21 protein-coding genes are annotated in these 21,739 nt (G+C 37.5%); 2 read left to right on the plus strand and 19 right to left on the minus strand.

The window, feature by feature from the left end; all coding sequences use genetic code 11:
* Positions 1–593 precede the first annotated feature (593 nt).
* The 9 genes from rplI to J2Z23_RS10520 form a co-directional block, all read right to left on the minus strand.
* Positions 594–1,043, minus strand: a complete 450-nt coding sequence (gene rplI / locus J2Z23_RS10480) for a 50S ribosomal protein L9 (protein ID WP_057989654.1) — start codon at positions 1,041–1,043, stop codon at positions 594–596.
* The gene (locus J2Z23_RS10485; protein WP_064467540.1) at positions 1,043–3,013 is read right to left on the minus strand and encodes a DHH family phosphoesterase; all 1,971 of its coding nucleotides are present in this window, start codon (positions 3,011–3,013) and stop codon (positions 1,043–1,045) included. The genes rplI and J2Z23_RS10485 overlap by 1 nt, the downstream gene beginning before the upstream one ends.
* A 27-nt stretch (positions 3,014–3,040) precedes the next feature.
* Positions 3,041–3,982: a YybS family protein gene (locus J2Z23_RS10490; protein ID WP_057989658.1), complete on the minus strand. Its 942-nt coding sequence runs from the start codon at positions 3,980–3,982 to the stop codon at positions 3,041–3,043.
* 420 nt (positions 3,983–4,402) lie between these two features.
* Positions 4,403–4,639, minus strand: coding sequence for a 30S ribosomal protein S18 (rpsR, locus tag J2Z23_RS10495; protein ID WP_057989660.1), 237 nt, complete (start codon positions 4,637–4,639; stop codon positions 4,403–4,405).
* A gap of 95 nt (positions 4,640–4,734) precedes the next feature.
* Positions 4,735–5,241: a single-stranded DNA-binding protein gene (gene ssb, locus J2Z23_RS10500; protein ID WP_057989663.1), complete on the minus strand. Its 507-nt coding sequence runs from the start codon at positions 5,239–5,241 to the stop codon at positions 4,735–4,737.
* Positions 5,242–5,300: 59 nt separating this feature from the next.
* The gene (gene rpsF / locus J2Z23_RS10505) at positions 5,301–5,588 is read right to left on the minus strand and encodes a 30S ribosomal protein S6 (protein WP_057989665.1); all 288 of its coding nucleotides are present in this window, start codon (positions 5,586–5,588) and stop codon (positions 5,301–5,303) included.
* Positions 5,589–5,780: 192 nt separating this feature from the next.
* Complete coding sequence (locus J2Z23_RS10510) at positions 5,781–6,047, minus strand: hypothetical protein (RefSeq protein WP_209973907.1); 267 nt, start codon at positions 6,045–6,047, stop codon at positions 5,781–5,783.
* A 383-nt stretch (positions 6,048–6,430) separates the two neighbouring features.
* Positions 6,431–7,039, minus strand: coding sequence for an undecaprenyl-diphosphatase (locus J2Z23_RS10515; protein ID WP_057989668.1), 609 nt, complete (start codon positions 7,037–7,039; stop codon positions 6,431–6,433).
* A gap of 124 nt (positions 7,040–7,163) precedes the next feature.
* Positions 7,164–7,487 carry a DUF378 domain-containing protein gene (locus J2Z23_RS10520; protein WP_057989671.1) on the minus strand — a complete coding sequence of 108 codons (324 nt, stop codon included), beginning with the start codon at positions 7,485–7,487 and terminating at the stop codon, positions 7,164–7,166.
* 240 nt (positions 7,488–7,727) lie between these two features.
* Here J2Z23_RS10520 and J2Z23_RS10525 point away from each other — a divergent pair, with 240 nt between their 5' ends.
* On the plus strand, positions 7,728–8,228 hold the full coding sequence (locus tag J2Z23_RS10525; protein WP_057989672.1) for a kinase: 501 nt from the start codon (positions 7,728–7,730) through the stop codon (positions 8,226–8,228).
* 275 nt (positions 8,229–8,503) lie between these two features.
* Here J2Z23_RS10525 and ychF read toward each other — a convergent pair whose 3' ends face one another.
* Positions 8,504–9,604 (minus strand): redox-regulated ATPase YchF, encoded by a 1,101-nt coding sequence (gene ychF, locus J2Z23_RS10530; protein WP_057989674.1) that lies wholly within the window; start codon positions 9,602–9,604, stop codon positions 8,504–8,506.
* Between the two features lie 195 nt (positions 9,605–9,799).
* A complete protein-coding gene (locus J2Z23_RS10535; protein WP_057989676.1) occupies positions 9,800–9,997 on the minus strand; it encodes a DUF951 domain-containing protein in 198 nt (65 codons plus the stop codon).
* A gap of 256 nt (positions 9,998–10,253) precedes the next feature.
* Here J2Z23_RS10535 and yyaC point away from each other — a divergent pair, with 256 nt between their 5' ends.
* A complete protein-coding gene (gene yyaC / locus J2Z23_RS10540) occupies positions 10,254–10,877 on the plus strand; it encodes a spore protease YyaC (RefSeq protein WP_064467538.1) in 624 nt (207 codons plus the stop codon).
* 36 nt (positions 10,878–10,913) lie between these two features.
* Here the strand turns inward: yyaC and J2Z23_RS10545 are convergent, their stop codons facing one another.
* The 8 genes from J2Z23_RS10545 to J2Z23_RS10580 all read right to left on the minus strand — a co-directional run bounded on the left by J2Z23_RS10545 (position 10,914) and on the right by J2Z23_RS10580 (position 21,456).
* On the minus strand, positions 10,914–11,759 hold the full coding sequence (locus J2Z23_RS10545) for a ParB/RepB/Spo0J family partition protein (protein WP_209973909.1): 846 nt from the start codon (positions 11,757–11,759) through the stop codon (positions 10,914–10,916).
* Positions 11,752–12,513 (minus strand): ParA family protein, encoded by a 762-nt coding sequence (locus tag J2Z23_RS10550; protein WP_057989682.1) that lies wholly within the window; start codon positions 12,511–12,513, stop codon positions 11,752–11,754. The genes J2Z23_RS10545 and J2Z23_RS10550 overlap by 8 nt, the downstream gene beginning before the upstream one ends.
* A gap of 400 nt (positions 12,514–12,913) precedes the next feature.
* A complete protein-coding gene (noc, locus tag J2Z23_RS10555) occupies positions 12,914–13,780 on the minus strand; it encodes a nucleoid occlusion protein (RefSeq protein WP_057993852.1) in 867 nt (288 codons plus the stop codon).
* 270 nt (positions 13,781–14,050) lie between these two features.
* Positions 14,051–14,767 (minus strand): 16S rRNA (guanine(527)-N(7))-methyltransferase RsmG, encoded by a 717-nt coding sequence (gene rsmG, locus J2Z23_RS10560; RefSeq protein ID WP_064467536.1) that lies wholly within the window; start codon positions 14,765–14,767, stop codon positions 14,051–14,053.
* 224 nt (positions 14,768–14,991) lie between these two features.
* Entirely contained in the window at positions 14,992–16,893 is a 1,902-nt protein-coding gene (gene mnmG / locus J2Z23_RS10565; RefSeq protein ID WP_064467535.1) for a tRNA uridine-5-carboxymethylaminomethyl(34) synthesis enzyme MnmG, read from the minus strand.
* Between the two features lie 363 nt (positions 16,894–17,256).
* The gene (mnmE, locus tag J2Z23_RS10570) at positions 17,257–18,642 is read right to left on the minus strand and encodes a tRNA uridine-5-carboxymethylaminomethyl(34) synthesis GTPase MnmE (protein WP_057989690.1); all 1,386 of its coding nucleotides are present in this window, start codon (positions 18,640–18,642) and stop codon (positions 17,257–17,259) included.
* Positions 18,643–19,146: 504 nt separating this feature from the next.
* On the minus strand, positions 19,147–19,548 hold the full coding sequence (locus tag J2Z23_RS10575; protein WP_064467534.1) for a hypothetical protein: 402 nt from the start codon (positions 19,546–19,548) through the stop codon (positions 19,147–19,149).
* A 27-nt stretch (positions 19,549–19,575) separates the two neighbouring features.
* Entirely contained in the window at positions 19,576–21,456 is a 1,881-nt protein-coding gene (locus J2Z23_RS10580) for an LTA synthase family protein (protein ID WP_083492471.1), read from the minus strand.
* Positions 21,457–21,739 lie beyond the last annotated feature (283 nt).

A 21,739-nucleotide genomic window follows, 5' to 3' on the forward strand; every position in this document is an offset into this window, starting at 1 on the left:
TTATTTAGTACAGCAGTAAAGGAATAAACTTTCTGGAAGTTGTACCTCTTGAAAGGCATCATTCAAGCAAGCCGTCGCTCCTTCCACAGCCTCTTGAAAGTCAATATCCATGTTACTTGTCAATAGGCCAATAAAACCAATAAAGTGAAACTTCAATTAGTGGGGGCTTTTTATCCCTACTAATTGTTAGTTGAACTCATCGGGCATTTACGGGTAGTTCACCCACCTATACCTCTCCAAAATATCTCATGCTTTAAGGGGGGATTACTGCCCGTTAATGCGGGATAAATTGCTTAGACTCTTTTAATTCTGCCCATACGCCATAGCCTTTCTCCTCAAAATGGCGTTCAAACTACTAATTGATCTGATTCTTTTTTTGTTAATCCGTTGGGGAAATTCGCATAACCTTCCTATCCGCATTCATGCGGGCAAATAGCTTCTTATCCTTCTCTTCCCATCTTCTAAAACCCAATCTCTCTGATTCAAATGTATACTCCATCTCAATCCCTTCTCTCTTTCACGAACTTTTGAAAATCCTCGGGAGAGAAAAGCCGCCTCAATGTATCTTGAGACGGCTTTTTTTCCACTGTATTTTATTTTTCTTCTACTACATGAACATCTAATGTAGCTGTTACATCTTGATGAAGTTTTACAGGAACCTTTGTAACACCTAGCGAACGGATCGCATCATCGAGTAAAATCTTCCTTTTGTCGACCTTAATTTTATGTGCCTTTTTCAGCTCTTCGGCAATTTGCTTACTTGTGATTGAGCCGAATAGACGACCACCTTCACCAGATTTTGCTGTAAGTTTGACAGTTAATTGTTCCATTTTCGCCTTTAGTTGCTTCGCCTCTTCTAATTCTTGCTGTGCTTCTTTTTGTTCCTTTTTCTTTTGATTATCGAGAGATTTCATATTTCCAGAAGTTGCTTCAATCGCATATCCATTTTTGATCAAAAAGTTATGTGCGTAACCATCTGCAACATTCTTAACCTCGCCTTTTTTTCCTTTCCCCTTTACATCTTTCAGAAAAATAACTTTCATTAGTTCTGACTCCCTTCTAGATATTCATCAATGACTTGTTTCAATTTTAATTCAGCTTCTACTACCTCATATCCTTCTAGTTGAACAGCAGCATTGGATAAATGCCCTCCGCCCCCTAAGGCCTCCATGATGATTTGTACATTGATTTCTCCTAAGGATCTTGCACTTATACCGACAAGATTTTCAGCCCGTTTCGAGATAACGAAGGAGGCAGTAACTTGATCCATTGTTAATAAAATATCGGCTGCTTGCGCAATTGTCACTGGGTTATATACTTCATTCTCTTCCGCACTCGCAATTGCAATTCCCTCTCGATATAGTTCAACGGTCTCAATCAATTTGGAGCGCTTAATATACGTATCGATATCTTCCTTCAAGAAGTTTTGCACCATGACCGTATCGGCACCTTGAGTTCGCAAATATGATGCAGCATCAAAGGTACGAGAGCCTGTTCGAAGTGTAAAGCTTTTTGTATCGACAATAATACCAGATAATAAGGCTGTTGCCTCTAATGAATTTAATTTTTTGTCTTTTGGTTGATATTCCAATAATTCCGTTACAAGTTCAGCTGTGGATGAAGCATAAGGCTCCATATAAACTAATAAAGGCTTTTTAATAAAGTCTTCACTTCTACGGTGATGATCCATCACCACAATCCTATCGGTTTTCCCTAATAATCGCTCTTCAATCACAAGGGAAGGTTTATGTGTATCAACAACGACCAATAATGTGTGATCTGTAATAATTTCCATTGCTTCATCTGGACTAATGAGTTTTGAATACAATTCAGGATAGTCCTTCATCTTTTCAATCAGTCTTTGTACAGAAATATCAATATGATCAAAGTCAACTACAATATAGCCGTCAATCTGATTTAATTCTGCCGCTTTGCGAATTCCAATTGAGGCGCCAATGGCATCCATATCAGGAAATTTATGTCCCATTACAATGACTTGATCACTTTCAACCATTAGTTCTTTTAATGCATGGGAAATAACACGAGCGCGCACTCTTGTACGTTTTTCCATTGGGTTGGTCTTGCCCCCATAAAACTTCACTTTCCCATTTGGAAGCTTAATAGCGACCTGGTCTCCCCCTCGCCCTAAAGCTAAATCTAAACTCGATTGAGCAAGTTCTCCTAATTCAGGAAGGGGATGATCTCCTACCCCCATCCCAATACTTAATGTAAGGGGCACATTCTCCTTGCCAGTTGTCTCTCTGACCGTGTCTAATATCGAAAACTTCCCTGTTTCCAAATCTCGAAAAATCTTTTCATTTAGTAAAATCACAAACCGATCAGATGATGTTCGTTTTAAAAAGATTCCATGTTCTAAAGCCCAATTATTTAGTAATGACGTAATAAGATTACTTAACCCACTGCGGGCTTGGTCATCCATTCCCTGAGTTGCATCATCATAATTATCCATCACAATGATCCCGATAACATCTTTATCTTCCGCATACTGCCTAGCTAATGCCATCTGGTCTGTTACATCAAAGAAGTAAAGTAACTTTTCCTCATGCTTAATGACTACGCGGAATTTTTGATGACGAATCGTTACAATGTCGCTCTCAATATCTTGTTTAATTAATGGAACAATTTGCTCCCCTACTTCATACAAGGAACGACCGATTAGGGAATTCTCATTAAAACAGGAGGCCATATAGGAATTGGACCAATCAATATAATACTCATCATTGATGAGCATAATCCCAATTGGCATTTCTAATAAAGCTTCTTCTCCGACCTTTTTCACTCGGTAAGAAAGAGTTTTGACATATTCCTCTCTCACCTTCACCATCTTATTTTCCAAATAGACAGCAAGCACAAACAAGGCCAAGAGCATAAAAGCACCAACTAGCGCAACCCATATATTCGTCAAGCCAATATAGATTAGCAAAACGACTGCCACGGCCATGATCCCATATAATGGATATCGCAACTTGCGCTCCTTTAAATAAGAAGGCATCCCTTCAGCTCCTTTAAAAACTTGTTCTTACACTTTATTATTCAAACGCTGTCGCAAACTAAAGCCTATATCAATTATACCTAACACTCTTATAATTGAAAGCAAAAACGGTAACAAAAACGTGAAAATAACCACCAAAATAGGGATGACTTTCACCCATTTTTTCATATGAGCATAATAAAAAACAAAAGATAACCCTTGAATAACTAACAGGAATTGCAATATAAACGATGCATTCAAAATCACCATTTGGAAAAACGAACCTGTGTCCTCTGTGATGAATAATGAGCATAATAGTACTAATAAGTATATCCATACAATCATCTTTGGAAAAGAAAAGTTACGAAATGGATTAAATTTCGGTACCTGCAGTTTTAACCGTTTTGCAATTGGAAAGTTCACAGCAATCAAAATGAAGACAGTAATAAACGCTCCACCTGCTAATACAGTTGGGGCAATTGAACTAATTAAATTCCCCATCTCCAATAACTGTTCCTTTAATTCTAAAGGTGGCGTTTGCCCTAAATTCGTTAAAGTATCCATATACTGATTCACAGTATCTCTATACATTTGCTGATATTCAGCAATAAAATCTAATTGGAAAAATAATTTTGCCACCACAAATAGTAATAATAAACTAAACAAAAAGCCTATACTTGAAGCAATATAAATATTCCCTTTTGATTCAGATTTTTGTATGCCATACCCCATTATCAATCCAGTAATCCCATATAAAAGTGTAATTGTTACTCCGATAACGGAACCTAAGAAGAAGGAAATAATGAACGTAAGCACTAAAAAAGGAAGCGAATATTTCACTGGATGCTTAGCAGCAAATAATAAAAACGGCAAAACAAAAACAAATTGCAGTACAATTGACGAGAATGGTACATATATGGCTATTCCAAGCATTATTGCAAAAATCGCTAATAGCATAGCCCCTTCTGTTATCACACGGGCATTTCCCACTTTGTCACCCCTCTAAATTCAGATACCCTTCTATTTTACCGATGATATCTATAACCTTCAACTTTGCCACCCCGTTTTTTAGAAATACTAGCAACAATTTAAAAAAGAGAAAAATACCTTCGTAGGGTATTACTTCTAAAAGAATTATCACCGCTAGTAAACAGCAACTGAAAGGCTTAGATACCCTTTGCACTCCATCTTAGTCAAAAATTCAGATGACTTATTAGAGACTACATACTACATAAACCTGGCCGTTTTTAAAAATAAAGCACATTATAAACTCTATTTTCATAACAGAAGTATTATGAAAACATCTGAAGTAAAGAAAAAAGAGCAGAAGGTTTTACCCTTACTGCCCTTTTCCGCTAAATAGTGCTTCTAATTAGCAATTTTCATTACTAAGTTGCACTTTTACTTATATTATTCGCCTGTTACGAATGGAAGCAATGCCATTTGACGAGCACGTTTGATTGCGATCGTTAATTTACGTTGATACTTAGCACTTGTTCCAGTTACACGACGTGGAAGAATTTTTCCGCGTTCAGAGACGAATTTTTTAAGAAGATCAATATCTTTATAGTCAATATGGGTAATCCCATTAGCTGTAAAGAAACAAACCTTCCGACGCTTACGTCCACCTCTACGTCCACCTGCCATGAAGATAACCTCCTTTATATATACATTTTTAGTTTGTTAATGCGACTCTCCTTATGGAGATCAGCTTAATTTATATGGTTGCATTAGATGATGATCTAAAACGGTAGATCATCATCCGAAATATCGATAGGTTCTCCATCATTTGAGAACGGATCATCATTGGTTCGAGTAAAGTTCTGGTTGTTGCGCTGACCCTGATTTGAACCATAGGAAAAATTGGAGTTTCCCTGATCTCCTCCAAATTGATTCCCACCAAAATCCCCTCTCCGTTCTGATGTCGAACTTTTGGGTTCTAGAAATTGCACATTGTCTGCCACAACTTCAGTGATATATACGCGTTTACCGTCTTGTCCTTCAAAATTACGTGTCTGAATTCGCCCGTCTACACCAGCCAAGCTTCCTTTTTTCAAGAAATTAGCGGCATTTTCAGCCTGGCGACGCCATGTTACGCATTGAATAAAGTCAGCTTCCCGCTCACCTTGTTGATTTGTAAAAGTACGGTTAACAGCTAGAGTAAATGTTGCAACAGCTACTCCGTTTGGAGTATATCGCAAATCTGGATCTTTGGTTAAACGACCTACTAAGACAACTCGGTTCATCATCAGAATCAACCTCTTCCCGATTTACTTCTCTTTTTCAAAATGTTTCACGTGAAACATTATTATTTTTCGTCTTTAACAACAATATGGCGAATGATATCACCGTTGATTTTCGCAAGACGGTCGAATTCCTGAACCGCTTCAGGAGTAGCATTTGCATGGATTAAGTGGTAAAGTCCCTCACGGAAGTCCTCAATCTCATACGCAAGACGACGCTTGCCCCAATCTTTTGATTCGATGATCTCCGCACCATTTGAAGTAAGAACACCGTCAAAACGCTCAATTAGCGCTTTTTTAGCTTCATCCTCAATATTTGGACGGATAATGTACATAATTTCGTACTTTTTCATCGTATAGTCACCTCCCTATGGTCTATGCGGCTCTTTTGTTATGAAAAGCGAAAACGGCTTGGTTAGCCCCGACAAGCAAATGTTCTTTCAACATAGAAGCCTTTTTTTCGACTTCATTGGTGAAAGGTTATTTGACCTCAAGGAGCTAGGCGCTGTAGCTAGACAATAAAAAAGAGCAAGGAGCAATTTGCATTACTCACAATAATTCATTTTAGCATAATGCCGGACAGGTTGCAACTCTATGTACTTAAAATGTTGACTACCTGCGAAAACCTTTTCTAAAATTGCCTTTATTCCTGCCGAAAATCGATATAAAAACATACGGATTTTATCAGGCGATTTAGTCCCCCTTGGCCTACGAATGACGGCATGGAAGAAGTTATTTTTCTTTTCCGTTTTCTCCGACATATAGGTCACCATCATGGAGACAAATAAAAGGAGTCTGTTTAATCTATTCAAGGTACGTACACATATGGATTCCAACCCGAATTCTTGCTTCTGTACTCGAAACATTTCTTCTATTCGCCCATCTTAATATGTAGGCTTTTAACACGGACAACACATCCCTTTTACGTTGGACCTGCTTACTCGTTAATAGGACCATCGGGCCTTTCCGTAGCCATACACAACAATCATCGTCATTTTCACGCCTTTAAGTGAAAGAATTTCAGCAGCGATATGAGAAACCTTCCTACAGGATGTAGACCCCGCCGCCTATAGCTAGACAACGAAGGGTGTATCGTTGTTGACTTAGGCAAGATAGTCACTAGGCGTCGGATTAGTCCAAATTTCCATAATAAAAGTCTGAGTGATGAACAATGATCATTGTTCCACTCAGACTTTTATTTTTTTATAGTAAAGTCCTGGTTCCTTTTTCCAATGAACTTCTCTTCCATTTGGTTATAGATGCCAATGACCCAATTAAACAGTGGCGCAAGGTATCGTCCCAAGGACATGATAAACATAGTGACAATCAATGCTATAACAGCACCAGCTAATACGTCTGTCGGATAATGGACACCAATATAAAGCCGAGAAAACGCCATAAAGACAGCCATAAAGAGAAGAATACTCCCCCACTTTTTTTGCCTCCAAAACAAGGCAATGGCTAAGGCAAAAGATCCACCTGAGTGATTACTTGGAAATGAAGGATCAGTTTTCAATTTATCACTCAGAAAGTTGACATCATGGGTTACAAATGGGCGTGGTCGAAAATAGATCAATTCAATTATTTTATTAACACCTAATGTTAACAAAGTGATCGTAAAGGCAAATAAAACAATTTGCCGATTTTTGTTTTTATTTTCTGTTGGTGCTAACCAAAGAAAGATAAAGACGAGTCCAAAAAGAATTGGTCCAAACTTAGAAAAATATATAACGAACTGATCTAACCAATGGCTTTGACCAGCAAGTTGGTTAACGGCTTTAAACAATTGATAATCAATATTCATGCTGTTCCCCTTCTTAAATGATTATGAAATTTCATTTTTGGATTTTCCATTATACCATAGTCGAAAATAGCATTAAATATTTTCAATAAAAAAACTCGGTGAGAATCCACTCACCGAGTTTTTATTAAAATTCTTCTTCATCTTCATTTTCATATGCTTCTAAAGAGGGATTATACAATCGATCGACATCTGGTTCTTCAGCAAACTCTGTTGCAAAGTCTGAATTTCTAAAAACAGAGTCTTGATCCTCTACCACATCTTCTTCAAAGAAATAAGCAATACTTCCAAGTCCTGCAAGACCAACCAAAGTATATACAAATCGGGAAAGACCTGCAGTCTGTCCACCAAAGATTGAAGCTACTAAATCAAACTGGAATAAACCGATTAGCCCCCAATTGATAGCTCCTATGATGACTAAAGCCAAGGCAATCCGTTTTAACGTTCGCATCCCAAGCACCTCTTTTATGCAAAGTTGAATCAAAAGCTGATTCCCTTCTATTCTCTGCCTAAAGAAGTGAATTTATACATCAAACCACTCATCCTAAGAGCCCCTTTTCTTCTTATTTGGATTTTACTCCATACTAAGGTTCCTAAATAATATTCTTTGATCACTTTATATGGAGAAGGAATATCATCCTCTCTCTAGAATTTCTTCATAAGAGATAACTTACGAATCTTAGGGGGAAACATGGAATCTAAACTTATTATCATACGTGGAAACTCTGGTAGTGGGAAATCAACTACTGCGGAAAATCTTCAAAGTCATTTGGGGCGTGGAACGCTATTGGTGTCTCAAGATGTCGTTCGTCGCGACATGTTAAAGGTACAAGACCGAGCAGGAAATCTTTCCATTGATTTGATTCGGCAAATCGCAGAATATGGTAAAGGTAAATGTGAATTTGTGATTGTGGAAGGAATCTTATATAAAAGTCTTTATGGGGCAATGTTGAAAAAGCTAATCCAATTCTATAACCAGCAACAGACCTATACTTATTATTTTGATTTGCCCTTTGAAGAAACTGTCATCCGTCACAATTCCAGTGCAAAAAAGACGGAATTTGGGGAAGAGGCTTTACGCAGTTGGTGGAAACCAAATGATTATCTTGGCGTTGCTGGAGAAACGGTATTAACGAATGTTCTGTCAGAAAATGATGTATTGAAACTAATATTACACCAACTGCAAAAGTAAAAAACTTCCCTTCTGGCTATTTACAAAAGAAAAGGGATCTCTAAAGGCTTCTAAAATAAAGAAAATAGCCGGCGATTATTAGTAAGTTAACCCAACTCTCTTTATTTTAAAGCATTAGTTGGAGTAGATGGTGCGGGATTTCCGTGGAAACCAATATTCCACTTTTAGATAGACCCTTCTAAAAAAAAGAGGAGCTTCTAAAAAGATCAATTCCTTAATCTTTTTTTGGAAAGCCCCTCTTATTCACAACTTTATTTATCAAACTTTATGGCAAACTATACATTAAAACGGAAATGAATAACATCTCCATCTTGAACCAAATAGTCTTTCCCTTCCAGTCTTACTTTTCCAGCTTCCCGTGCAGCTGTCATAGAGCCACCAGCTAGTAAATCCTCGTAAGAAACTGTTTCTGCGCGGATAAAGCCTCTTTCAAAGTCAGTATGAATGATTCCTGCACATTGAGGAGCCTTCATTCCCTTCTTAAATGTCCATGCACGTACTTCTTGAACTCCAGCCGTAAAGTAAGTAGCTAATCCTAAAAGATTGTAAGTTGCCCGAATCAATTTATCGAGACCAGATTCATCAATCCCTAATTCTTCTAAGAACATTGCCTTTTCGTCGTCATCAAGTTCAGCCATCTCTTCTTCGATTTTTGCACAAACGACGATAACTTCCGCTTGATCCCCTTTTGCAAATTCCTTTACTTTTTGCACATATTCATTATGTTCAGGATCTTGGATATCATCTTCATTGACATTAGAAACATACAGAACAGGCTTACTCGTCAATAGATGAAGACCTTTTACAACCTTCATTTGATCCTCATTAAACTCAATCGACCTAGCTGGTTTTTCTGCTTCAAAAGCTTCTTTTAATTTTGATAGAACCGCAAATTCTATGACGGCTTCTTTATCCTTTTGCTTCGCTAATTTTTCCACTCGACCAATTCGTTTATCGACCGTCTCTAAATCAGCAAGAATAAGCTCAAGATTGATTGTTTCTATATCATCAATCGGATCTACCTTACCTGAAACATGGGTAATGTCCTCACTCGCAAAACAACGTACGACATGACATATAGCGTCTACTTGGCGAATATGAGAAAGAAATTTATTTCCCAGTCCCTCTCCTTTACTCGCACCTTTTACAATCCCTGCTATATCTGTAAATTCAAAAGCAGTTGGTACAGTCTTTTTCGGCTGTACTAGCTCCGTTAGTTTTTGCAAACGAATGTCAGGAACCTCGACAATTCCAACATTTGGATCAATTGTACAAAATGGGTAATTGGCAGCTTCTGCTCCTGCCTTCGTAATCGCATTAAATAAAGTAGACTTCCCGACATTCGGTAAACCTACAATCCCTGCTGTAAGGGCCATTGTTGTCACTCCTCTTTTTACTCGTCCATTCTATCGGCAACCATGAAGGTGTTTTTCCTATATCATCATTACCATTATAGTGAGTCCATTTTCAAAAAACAATTTTATCGTTTAAAGGGAACCGCTTATAGATTATCGCAAAATCGCTGTCAGTCGCTGCATAGAGATAATGAAACAGCATGACAAAGCATGAGGTTATTCCTCATGCTTTTCTAATATTTTTTTCATTTTTCTCGCAAATTCACGTCGAGGTAGCATAACACTATGGCCACATCCCTCACACTTTATCCGAATATCCATCCCCATCCGAATAATTTTCCAGCGATTTGTACCACATGGATGCTGTTTTTTCATTTCTACTACATCATGAAGATTGAATTCCTTTTTTTCCAATTTCTTTCCCCCTGATGATCATTTTCTTAAGAAAAGTGCAAACTCCTACTTTTATCGTTACTAGAGGCCAATTCATGCAGCTCATTAGGACTTGGCACCACACTAGATCTAGCTTAGTCTAATTTCCTTATAAAAATAATTTTATTTTAGCAAAAATGTGTTGTAATGAACAGCGTATAACGATTTTTCATTTTCGATGTATAGAAAGAATCGCTCTTCCGTATAATGGTATTGATGAACGAAAGGAGATACCGGCATGACACAAGAGGCATTCTTCCGTACACCAAAACAAAAGGAAATACATATTCATCATACAGATCCACTATCTATAAAATCCATTGCTAATGGTTTGTTAGATTTACTCCCTCTCCGTCAACGATCTCCCATTGTACTTGTATGTATTGGGACAGATCGTTCAACAGGGGATTCATTAGGTCCTTTAACAGGAAGCTTTCTTCAAGAAGCTAGCCTATCCCATTTCCATGTATTTGGAACTTTGGATGAACCTGTCCATGCCGTAAACCTCCAAGAAAGGCTAGAAACTATTCATACTCAATTTACAAATCCCTTTATAATCGGGGTTGATGCTTGTTTAGGTAGAATGAAAAATATCGGAATGATTAAAGTTGGTACTGGACCTGTTAAGCCTGGTGCAGGTGTAAAGAAGGAGCTTCCTCATGTTGGTCATATGCATATGACAGGTATTGTCAATGTCAGTGGTTATATGGAATTCTTTGTTTTGCAAAATACACGGCTTAACTTAGTCATGAAAATGGCTAAACAACTTGCTTCAGCCATTATTCAAGCAGATCGAATTTATGCTGATCAAAAGATGCCTATCTCCCATGATTGGGAGTTAACGGAGGAAAATTTATCCTAACTCCCTTATTTTCCTCCCTTTTCAAGTCCAACTAATTTAATCTCTCTCCAATAAATGTAAAATTCTTTCTAAATCTTCTGCAGATAAAAATTCAATTTCAATTTTACCCTTTTTCTTCGTCTTTTTGATTGTAACCGTTGTTCCAAACTTTTCACGGAGACTATTTTCACTCTTAACGAGAAAAACATCTTTTTTAGGCTTTTCCTTTTTTGTTTCACGTGGAACATTTTGATTAATTTGCTGAACTAATTGCTCAAGCTGTCTAACATTAAGTCCCTCTTTTACAATTCGCTCTGCAATTACCTCAATTTTTTCTTTTCTTTTAAGCCCTAATAAGGTGCGCCCATGTCCCATGGAAAGCTTGCCTTCCACAATATAATTTTGGATCTTCTCTGGCAAGCTTAGCAGGCGGATATGATTAGCGATATATGGACGACTTTTACCTAATCTTTTTGCCAAATCTTCTTGTGTAAACTTTAATTTTTCCATCAAAGTTTGGTAAGCTAGCGCCTCTTCAATCGGTGTTAAATCTTCTCTTTGTAGATTTTCAAGCACAGCCAGTTCCATCATCTGCTGATCTGTAAATTCCTTCACAACAGCTGGAATGGTTTTTAATTTTGCTGCTTTAGAAGCACGAAAACGGCGCTCCCCTACAACAATTTCATATCCCTTTATATTTTTCCGTACAATAATTGGCTGCAATACACCATGTTGTTTAATAGATTCCTTTAATTCCGTAATGGCTTCTTCCGAAAAAATCTTTCTAGGTTGATAAGGATTAGGTTTAATTTCTTTTAGCTCAATTTCCTTTACCGTTTCCTCTTCATTAACCTCAACATTTGCAAATAAAGCATTAATCCCTTTCCCGAGACCTTTAGCCATTTTCAGCCACTTCCTTTGCAAGATCTAAGTAAACCTCTGCTCCGCGTGATTTTGGATCATAAAGAATAATCGGTTCTCCATGACTCGGTGCTTCACTTAACCGAATATTGCGTGGAATAATCGTTTGATATACCTTATTTTGGAAGTACTTTTTCACCTCTTGAATCACTTGGAGTCCTAAATTTGTTCGTGCATCTAACATCGTTAATAGCACGCCTTCAATCATCAATTCATTATTTAAATGTTTTTGCACTAAACGCACTGTATTTAATAACTGACTCAATCCTTCTAAAGCATAATACTCACATTGAACTGGAATAATAACAGAATCAGATGCTGTTAAGGCATTTAATGTAAGTAATCCAAGCGATGGTGGACAATCAATTAAAACATAATCATATTCATCTTTCACTTGATCTACTGCCCTTTTTAACCGAACCTCTCGCGAGATAGTTGGTACTAATTCCACTTCAGCCCCTGCTAATTGAATCGTTGAAGGGACTGCAAATAGGTTTTCTACAGCTGTTTGCTTAATGACTGTCTTAATCTCAACGTCATCGACTAGAACATCATAGACACATTGCTGTACATCCCCTTTATCAATCCCTGAACCACTGGTCGCATTCCCTTGCGGATCTATATCTATAAGTAAAACTTTTTTTCCTATATAGGCTAAACAAGCACCAAGATTAACTGAGGTCGTCGTTTTTCCAACGCCGCCCTTTTGGTTCGCTATGGAAATAATCTTTCCCAACGATTTCACCTACCTTTTTCGTTCAAAATCGACTCATGTATTCTATTTTAACAAATAATTCTACTAAAAACTCTTTGTAAGAAAAAAAGTTTTAAAAGACCAAAAGTGCAAGCGTCTTGATTTAAGAAGAAAGGCTAAATTCGCGCTGTCCTGGCGCAGCGCCTTTCTGACCACCATCCTGTTCGCCTTCGATAAGCAAATGTTCCTGAACCTAGGAAGGGGCTTTTTCCTTTCAAAGGTTCAGAGTTATTTGATCTCGAGGGGCTAGGCGCTGGAGCTGGATGTCGCCGCCACATAAGCTAGTTATCAACAAACTAGGTTTTTATGGCTCCGATAAATAAAAAAAAGAGAAACTTTTTAGCTTCTCCATTTATAGCTATCAACCTTAAAAGCTCCAGTTTTACTTTTTAGCGCCTTTTTTAGGTATTTTAATTGTAATTTGATAGTATTCATCAAAATCCTCTTCCTCTGAGTCTAAATTGATGCCACTATCTGTTACCATGGAAAGTGATTGCCGGATTGTGTTGACGGCAATTCTCATATCTTTACTAATGGCCTTTCGCCTTTTTTTAGGCTTTTCCTTTTGTGTTAACATCTTCACGACTTGCTCTTCCGTCTGTTTTACATTTAGATTCTTTTCGATCACTAAATTCATGACTTGAATCTGCTTTTCCACATCTTTTAATGGAATTAATGCTCTTGCATGCCGCTCTGTTATTTTCTTTTGTAGAAGACCTTCTTGGATTGCTTCAGGTAATTTCAATAAACGTAATTTATTCGCTACAGTTGATTGCCCTTTACCTAGACGTTGAGCCAATGCTTCTTGTGTTAAATTATGAATATCTAACAGCTTTCCATAAGCAATAGCCTCTTCGATCGGTGTCAATTCTTCGCGCTGTAGATTTTCTATCAAAGCAACTGAGGCTGTTTCTGTATCACTTAAATTTTTTATTATTGCTGGTACTTCTGTCCATCCAAGACTTTGAATAGCTCGATAACGTCGCTCTCCTGCAATAATTTCAAATTGATCGTCTTCTATCTCTCTTACGACAATCGGTTGGATAATACCATGTGTCCTTATTGTTCTTGCTAATTCTTCTATTTTTTCCTCATTAAAGATTGTTCTCGGCTGGAACCGATTTGGAACAATTTTTAAAGTGGGGATATGTCGTACTTCTTCTTTTCCCTCTATTTCTTCGTCCATCTCTTTATCTACTGGTAATTCCTTATCCCCCATACCAAACAAACGAGAAAAAGGATGCTTCATCCTTCGACACCACCTTATAGAAACTCCCTTACAGCTGACCCCCCATAAGCCAAAGCTGTATGGGTCTATTTCTTAGCAGCTTTTGAAGGGCTGTTATGAACACGTTTTTCAAACGTAACTGAAACTTCCTCCAAGCCTAATTATCGATTTTTTGCCTTTCACTGAATTCCCGCAAATATTAATGAGGGAATCCTACCAAAAATTGATACGAAAACCAATGCCACTATATCATATCATTCTATCTTATTCGGCCTTTTCCTGCTTATATCCCTATTCTAGAGGCATTTTATTCGGAGTCCCAGGTTTTCTTGGGTACTTTTTCGGTGTACTTTTTATTTTATCAATGACAATAATACTTCGTTCACTCTTTTCAATTGGTAATTCAAATGAATGAATAGCCGCTGTTTTTCCTCCTAATTGTTGAATGGCCTTTTCCGCTACATGCAACTCATCTTGAGCATTGGCAGCCTTCATTGCTACAAATTGACCACCTTGTTTTACGAGCGGTAAACATAATTCACTTAAGACGGACATTCTCGCTACTGCTCTTGCCATTACTATATCAAATTGAGAGCGGAATTTTTGATTTTGAGCAAATGTCTCAGCACGATCATGATAAAAATATGTATTTTCTAATTTTAGCTCTGCTGATAAATGCTCTAAAAAGCGGATCCTTTTTTGTAAAGAATCAACAATGGTAATTTGCAGATCAGGAAAACAAATTTTTAAAGGAATACTGGGAAACCCAGCTCCTGCTCCTACATCACATATTCGAATGGGTCCTTTAAAATCCAGAAAGAAAGCAGCGCTGATCGAATCATAAAAATGCTTTAGATAAACTTCCTCTCGCTCTGTAATCGCTGTTAGATTCATTTTATCATTCCATTCAACCAATATTTCGAAATATTGCTCGAATTGTCTAAGCTGAAGAGAATTTAATTGAATCCCCTTTGATGCTAACATACTGACAAATTGATCTACATTCATTTTTATTCATTCCTTATCTATTGGGCCTATAAGAAAAGTAGATAGCGCCCGTTGTTTGGCTGAACAAATAGGGGCACTATGTCCTGCCACTTCCCTATACTTGTACATCTGTACATCACACTGCCTAGAGTCGGATCCTCACTACTAATCAAATTACTTATTAAGATATAGGTTGGAACGGCTAGATCATTATAGCATAGCCGTTCCTTCCTTTAATCTCTTTATTATTGTGCTATATCTTCTGCTATCTTAGCGATCTTCCCTTGTTCAATGTAAACGAGCAAGATCGAAATATCAGAAGGATTAACACCTGAAATCCGTGAAGCTTGAGCAATCGATAATGGGCGTACTTTCATTAATTTTTGTCGTGCTTCTGTGGCAATCCCATTAATTGCTTCATAATCAATCTGTTCCGGAATTTTTTTATTTTCTAGCTTTTTCAATTTTTCTACTTGTTGAAGTGATTTTTCAATATAACCTTCGTATTTAAGTTGAATTTCAACCTGTTCAATAACATCCTCTGGTAATTCTTCTTCTAAAGGGATCAATCCAATGACCTTTTGATAAGACATTTCAGGACGTTTCACCAAATCAGCCGCACGAATACCATCCTTCAGTGCGCTTCCGCCTGCTTCCTTAATAACAGCTTGGGTTTGTTCATTTGGCTTAATAAAGGTTGAGCGGAATCTCTTTATTTCCTTTTCAATCGCTGCTTTTTTATCCGTAAACTTCTCATAACGTTCATCTGAGATCAATCCAATTTGATGACCTAGTTCCGTTAAACGAAGATCCGCGTTATCGTGACGTAGCAATAGACGATATTCAGCTCTTGATGTTAGAAGTCTATATGGTTCATTCGTTCCTTTTGTCACAAGATCATCAATAAGAACGCCAATATATGCATCAGATCTGCTTAAAATAACTTCATCTTTTCCTAACACTCGGCTAGCTGCGTTAATCCCTGCCATAATCCCCTGAGCCGCCGCTTCCTCATAGCCTGATGTTCCATTGATTTGGCCAGCTGTATAAAGGTTTTTAATTTTCTTCGTTTCCAATGTTGGCCAAAGTTGTGTTGGTACAATGGCATCATATTCAATCGCATAACCTGGACGCATCATTTTAGCATTTTCTAGCCCAGGAACAGTTGTAATTAATTGATGCTGAACTTCTTCCGGTAGACTGGTAGATAAACCTTGGACATATACTTCATTTGTATGTCTTCCTTCAGGCTCAAGAAAGATTTGATGTCTTGGTTTATCGTTAAAACGAACAACTTTATCTTCAATGGATGGGCAATAGCGGGCACCTGTTCCCTTAATCATACCTGAAAACATCGGAGAACGATGCAAATTTTCATCAATTAATTGATGAGTTTGTAAATTCGTATATGTTAACCAGCATGGTAACTGGTCTGTAATAAATTTCGTTGTTTCATAGCTGAATGCCCGTGGTTCTTCATCCCCAGGTTGAATCTCAGTTTTACTATAATCAATGGTTTTGCTATTAATACGGGGCGGCGTTCCCGTTTTAAACCGCTCCATTTCAAATCCAATTTCTTGTAAATACTCTGCTAGTTTAATCGATGGCTTTTGATTATTTGGACCACTTGAATATTTTAACTCACCTAAAATAATCTCACCACGTAGAAAAGTACCCGTAGTGATGACAACAGCTTCCCCACGGAAGATCGCTCCCGTATGAGTGATAATTCCTTTGCATACGCCATCTTCTAGGACTAACTCATCCACCATTGCTTGCAGCAAGGTAAGATTTGGTTCACTTTCTAATGTGTTCTTCATTTCTTGCTGATATAAAGTTTTATCAGCTTGGGCCCGTAATGCTTGGACTGCTGGACCCTTTCCTGTATTTAACATTCTCATTTGAATATACGTTTTATCAATATTTTTAGCCATTTCTCCGCCAAGTGCATCGATTTCTCGGACCACCACACCTTTGGCTGGTCCCCCAATAGAAGGGTTGCAGGGCATGAATGCGATCATATCAAGATTCAGTGTCAGCATGAGTGTTTTCGCACCCATTCTGGCAGCCGCCAGACCCGCTTCACATCCGGCATGGCCCGCTCCGATTACAATGACATCATATTGGCCTGCCTCATATTGTTGCATATATTTTAATCCTCCTCATAAATTATGATTGATTTATTTCAATAGTTAACACTAAGATTTTTTTGAACTTCGAGCAAGCTTGCCGTTTTCAGGAAAAAATAACCCGAAATCTATCAAGGAAAGTTCCGCCGCTAGGACGGCGCGCACTTAGCCTTTGATCCTTATTATCCAAATTTGTACGCAGCTGAACAGGCGCCTCTGCTTTTCTTATTGTCCAGCTCCGGCTCCTAGCTGCTAGCAAACTTTCGGTGCCTTCCTACGATAAGTCAACATCCATTCGCTCTTCGAGCTCATGGTGTTTCCTTTATCTCGTCAGGCCCCTAAAAAGTTTGTACGCAGCTGAACAGGCGCCTCTGCTTTTCTTTATTTCCCTAGGCAGAATTGGGAGAATAGTTGGTTGAGTAAACTTTCTTCTACTGTGTCACCGATGATTTCACCAAGTAGATCCCATGTGCGAGTGAGGTCAATTTGGATAATATCAATGGGTGTGCCTATGTCAATTCCCATAAGTACATCCTCGATTGCTTGTAATGCTTGGTTTAATAAGGCAATATGGCGACTATTGGATACGTAGGTCATATCACCAGCTTCTACATGGCCTTGGAAGAACATTTCTGCAATAGCTTGTTCCAATGTATCAATACCCTCGTCTTCTAATAAAGAAGTGGTCACAAACGGATAGTCCTCCGCCAAACTCCTTACTTCGCCCCAATCAATTTTGGGAGGCAAGTCTGTTTTATTGGCAATGACTATAACATCCATTCCTTCCACTGCTTTGAACAATTGACGATCTTCTTCTGTAAAATCATCAGCCGAGTTTATAACTAGTAAAATTAAATCGGCCTTTTTCAATACTTGTCGTGATCTTTCTACGCCCATTCGCTCGACAATATCCTCTGTTTCTCGAATACCAGCTGTATCCACTAATCTTAAAGGGACTCCACGAATATTGACATATTCCTCAATCACATCTCTTGTCGTTCCGGGAATATCCGTCACAATCGCTTTATTTTCCTGAACAAGACTGTTCAACAAAGAAGATTTCCCTACATTCGGCCTTCCAATAATAACAGTCGATAAACCTTCCCGTAAAATTTTCCCTTGCTGTGAAGTTTGCAGTACCCCTTGTAGTTTATCGCGAATATAGGTAGCTTTCTCTAGTAGTAATCGATGTGTCATTTCCTCGACATCATCGTATTCAGGATAATCGATATTTACTTCAACATGTGCCACAACTTCTAATATTTCTTGGCGCAATTTGGAGATCAATTGTGACAAACGGCCTTCCATTTGACCTAATGCCACATTCATTGCTCGATCCGTTTTCGCTCTTATTAAATCCATAACAGCCTCAGCCTGAGATAAATCGATCCGTCCATTTAAGAAAGCTCGTTTTGTAAACTCCCCAGGTTCTGCTAATCTTGCCCCTACCGTTAATACGAGCTCTAACACACGGTTAACTGAGACAATTCCACCGTGACAGTTGATTTCCACGACATCTTCGCGGGTAAACGTCTTTGGCGCCTTCATTACACTGACCATTACTTCCTCTACCAATTCACCTGATTTAGGATCCACAATCGTTCCATAATGAATTGTATGGGAGGGTACTTCTGCTAGTTTCTTCTTCCCCGCTCCAGAAAAAATTTGATCAGCTATTTCAATTGCTTCATCCCCGCTTAAACGAACAATCGCAATGGCTCCTTCTCCCATCGGCGTGGAGATCGCGGCAATTGTATCAAACTCCATTTATAACACCTCTTTTCTACCTCTTACTGCTTTTATAAAAAACCGCATTTCTATATGCGTTATTCTTCCTAAAAATATTTTTCCCAAATAACTAGAATAACAAATTTCCGTTATCCACAAAAGTTTTTTGTTATCCAGTATAAAAAATATCCACAAAACAAAAACTCCCTATCCTTTATTTTAACTTATCCACATGTGAATAACAATAACCCGAATCACTAGAATCTATTTCCAACGCTATCCACAACTAAAAAAGGAGCTTACGTTTAAACATAATTTCGCTGCGCACTTCCTCAGTCATTTACATAAAAAGGGTGTTCGGATTATCGTATGGAAAATATGAAGTGTTACGACCATCCTAAATGGAATAAACAACGCTTTAAACATTCCATCATTTTTACTCATTATGTGATGCTTAGAAAGCATTTAGCGTAGTTCTACCCCTTTTCCATAAAAAAAGGATCAGAGAAAAATCCCTAATCCTTTTACAATTCTATTGAATTTTTAATCATGCTTAATATTGATAATATCATCAGTCGGCGTTAGATATTGCTTTTCGCCGATTGAAAAATCCGCTCCTTGCCGCTCTAATTCTGCATATTGAATCACTTGATCACTATCAAGAAAAACTAATAAGTAAATATCGTCTCTCCAATCAATATCACTTGGATCCTTGAAATCAACGCCCAATTGTTCTGTTATACTCTCTTGGGTGCTATAAGGAGTAAAAAGGTAGGCTTTATCCCAATCGAAAGTTGTCATCGAGTTCAGGCTCAGCTTATCATTATTTTCATCGCTCACAATCAAATATATTGCGTCTTCCAATTCCTCATTATGTTGGACATTACTTAAACTGCATCCAGCTAATAACAGAAAAAGAAAGAGGTAAACAGGTATTTTCTTCAATTATTTAGTCTCCCCATCCGGAAAACCTTATTCCAAGAAACGAAGTAGATCACCATATATAATTTTATCTGAATCATTTAATTCCTGCTGAACATCCGAAAAATAAGGAGAACAGAAATTACGCTTTACTTTCTTTCCAGTTTCTTTAGCGTAACAGGTATGGTCAATATAGGAATATTTGCTTGTCGTAAAGGATCCATCTCTAAAGGCGACAAATCGTTTTGGATCATCCATCAGCAGACTTTTTCCAAAAGATAAAGCTCCATCAGGCTCTGATACACCTAACAAATCAAGGATCGTAGCACGCAAATCAACCTGACCCCCAACTGTCATCATTTCCTGCCCATCCATACCAGGTATATGAATTAGTAAGGGTACTTTTTGTAATTCCATATCATCATTGGCGGAGATTTCATGACCTAACACCTCTCCAAGTGCATCATAATAACTTTTAGAAATTCCATAATGGTCTCCAAATAAGACAAATATACTGTTGTCATATATTTCTGTTTCTTTTATTTCTTCAAAGAATGTTTTGATGGCTTCGTCCTCATAACGAACAGTTGTGAAATAACGATTTACCATTCCCTGACCTGTCTCAGGTTCTGAGATCCATTGATCTTCCGGATCTAGCAAATAAGGAAAATGATTAGTTAATGTTAGAAATTTTGCATAATAGGGCTCTGGTAACTCTGATAAATATGGAATCGATTGTTGGAAAAAATCAATATCTTTTAAACCATAATTGATCGAGTTTTCTTCATTTACCTCGAAATCCTTTTTAGAGAAAAAGCGATCATAACCAAATGATTCATAAGCAACTTCCCGATTCCAGAAAAAAGCATCATTTCCATGAAAACTAGCGGAGTAATATTCATGTTCCTTTAAAATTTTTGGCAATGCTACGAAGTGATTATTCGTTTTTCGGACAAAAACAGACCCTCCTGATAAAGGATACAGACTATTATCCAAAATAAATTCCGCGTCAGATGTCTTCCCTTGTGCTGTTTGGTGATAAAAATTAGGGAAATATAGACTTTCCTGCTTTAATTGATTTAAATATGGAGTAACTTCTTGGCCGTCAATCTCTCGATCCATTACGATTGCTTGAGTTGACTCCAAAAAAATTACAATTACATTTTTGCCACTTGCGACACCATGATATTTAGAAATTGAATCTGATCCTTGCTTCTTCTTTACATAACTTGCAATTTCCTCTACCTCACTACTGTCAGCAAGAACACTTTTCATTGAGGATTTAGAATTCTGATAAATATCGAATATATGATATGAATAAAGGCCAAGTGATTTAACAATCAATTCTTTATCATATGATTGATTCCAAAATCCCGAGTGATAAAAACATGAAGCAACAATCGGTATAATTACGACAAAGCCAATTAATATTTGGAATGTCTTCTTGCGAATAGACAGGGTGTATTGCTTTAACACCTGCCACTTTGCTAAAAGAATAAGCCCCAGGCAATCCAAGAATAAAAACACATCATAAAACTTAATTAATTCCAATGTACTTTGACTTAAACCGCCTACATTTTTAAATTGAAACAAAACTGGAACCGTTACAAAGTCAATATAAAAGCGATAGTATAGAACGTTTCCATATAATATGGCAGTTAAAAATAAATAAAGGATCACACTTATCCTTGTCCGATGCTTTTTAAATAGAAAGCCTATACTGAAGATCCCTAAAAGAGAGCTTAAGGTGGTCGCTTCTAAGAGAAATATATCCCAAAAAGACTGTGTATTAATTTGAAAACACCATTTATACAATATGGAAATTTTTATCCATAGCAGTGAGACTGCGATCAAGTATATCCAAAGATCTTTGTTTTTCTCTGATGGAGCCTTTTGAACCATGTATGTCACCATCCGTTTCATCCATCTCATTAGATCTATCTTATCATCATCCCTATGTGTATAACATAGTTTTTGTATATATTACTCGACTTAAAGAATATTTCTTTATTGATCTATTTATTATCTTTTTGGGAAAGTATTACCATTTCATCACTTATATTAAAATACACCTTTTTTCGGAAACTTACACTTTCAAATTAAGAAATTCTCTATTTTTCATAAAACAATCATAAGAGGCTCTGCCAACTTAGAGTACGGAAAGGGTTGAAACAGTTCCATAACTGAAATGAGCTTCCGTTATGATCATGAATAG

The organism is Lederbergia galactosidilytica, from assembly GCF_017873565.1.
Taxonomy (GTDB): Bacteria; Bacillota; Bacilli; order Bacillales; family Bacillaceae_C; genus Lederbergia; species Lederbergia galactosidilytica.

Bases quoted from the DNA above. Each gene is read 5' to 3' on its own strand.
- rpsR (WP_057989660.1), bottom strand. From the start codon at position 4,639: ATGGCAGGTGGACGTAGAGGTGGACGTAAGCGTCGGAAGGTTTGTTTC.
- yyaC (WP_064467538.1), top strand. From the start codon at position 10,254: ATGACACAAGAGGCATTCTTCCGTACACCAAAACAAAAGGAAATACAT.
- mnmG (WP_064467535.1), bottom strand. From the start codon at position 16,893: ATGCAACAATATGAGGCAGGCCAATATGATGTCATTGTAATCGGAGCG.
- ssb (WP_057989663.1), bottom strand. From the start codon at position 5,241: ATGATGAACCGAGTTGTCTTAGTAGGTCGTTTAACCAAAGATCCAGAT.
- mnmE (WP_057989690.1), bottom strand. From the start codon at position 18,642: ATGGAGTTTGATACAATTGCCGCGATCTCCACGCCGATGGGAGAAGGA.
- rplI (WP_057989654.1), bottom strand. From the start codon at position 1,043: ATGAAAGTTATTTTTCTGAAAGATGTAAAGGGGAAAGGAAAAAAAGGC.
- J2Z23_RS10515 (WP_057989668.1), bottom strand. From the start codon at position 7,039: ATGAATATTGATTATCAATTGTTTAAAGCCGTTAACCAACTTGCTGGT.
- ychF (WP_057989674.1), bottom strand. From the start codon at position 9,604: ATGGCCCTTACAGCAGGGATTGTAGGTTTACCGAATGTCGGGAAGTCT.
- rpsF (WP_057989665.1), bottom strand. From the start codon at position 5,588: ATGAAAAAGTACGAAATTATGTACATTATCCGTCCAAATATTGAGGAT.
- J2Z23_RS10525 (WP_057989672.1), top strand. From the start codon at position 7,728: ATGGAATCTAAACTTATTATCATACGTGGAAACTCTGGTAGTGGGAAA.
- J2Z23_RS10580 (WP_083492471.1), bottom strand. From the start codon at position 21,456: ATGAGATGGATGAAACGGATGGTGACATACATGGTTCAAAAGGCTCCA.
- J2Z23_RS10545 (WP_209973909.1), bottom strand. From the start codon at position 11,759: ATGGCTAAAGGTCTCGGGAAAGGGATTAATGCTTTATTTGCAAATGTT.
- noc (WP_057993852.1), bottom strand. From the start codon at position 13,780: ATGAAGCATCCTTTTTCTCGTTTGTTTGGTATGGGGGATAAGGAATTA.
- J2Z23_RS10520 (WP_057989671.1), bottom strand. From the start codon at position 7,487: ATGCGAACGTTAAAACGGATTGCCTTGGCTTTAGTCATCATAGGAGCT.
- rsmG (WP_064467536.1), bottom strand. From the start codon at position 14,767: ATGAATGTAGATCAATTTGTCAGTATGTTAGCATCAAAGGGGATTCAA.
- J2Z23_RS10485 (WP_064467540.1), bottom strand. From the start codon at position 3,013: ATGCCTTCTTATTTAAAGGAGCGCAAGTTGCGATATCCATTATATGGG.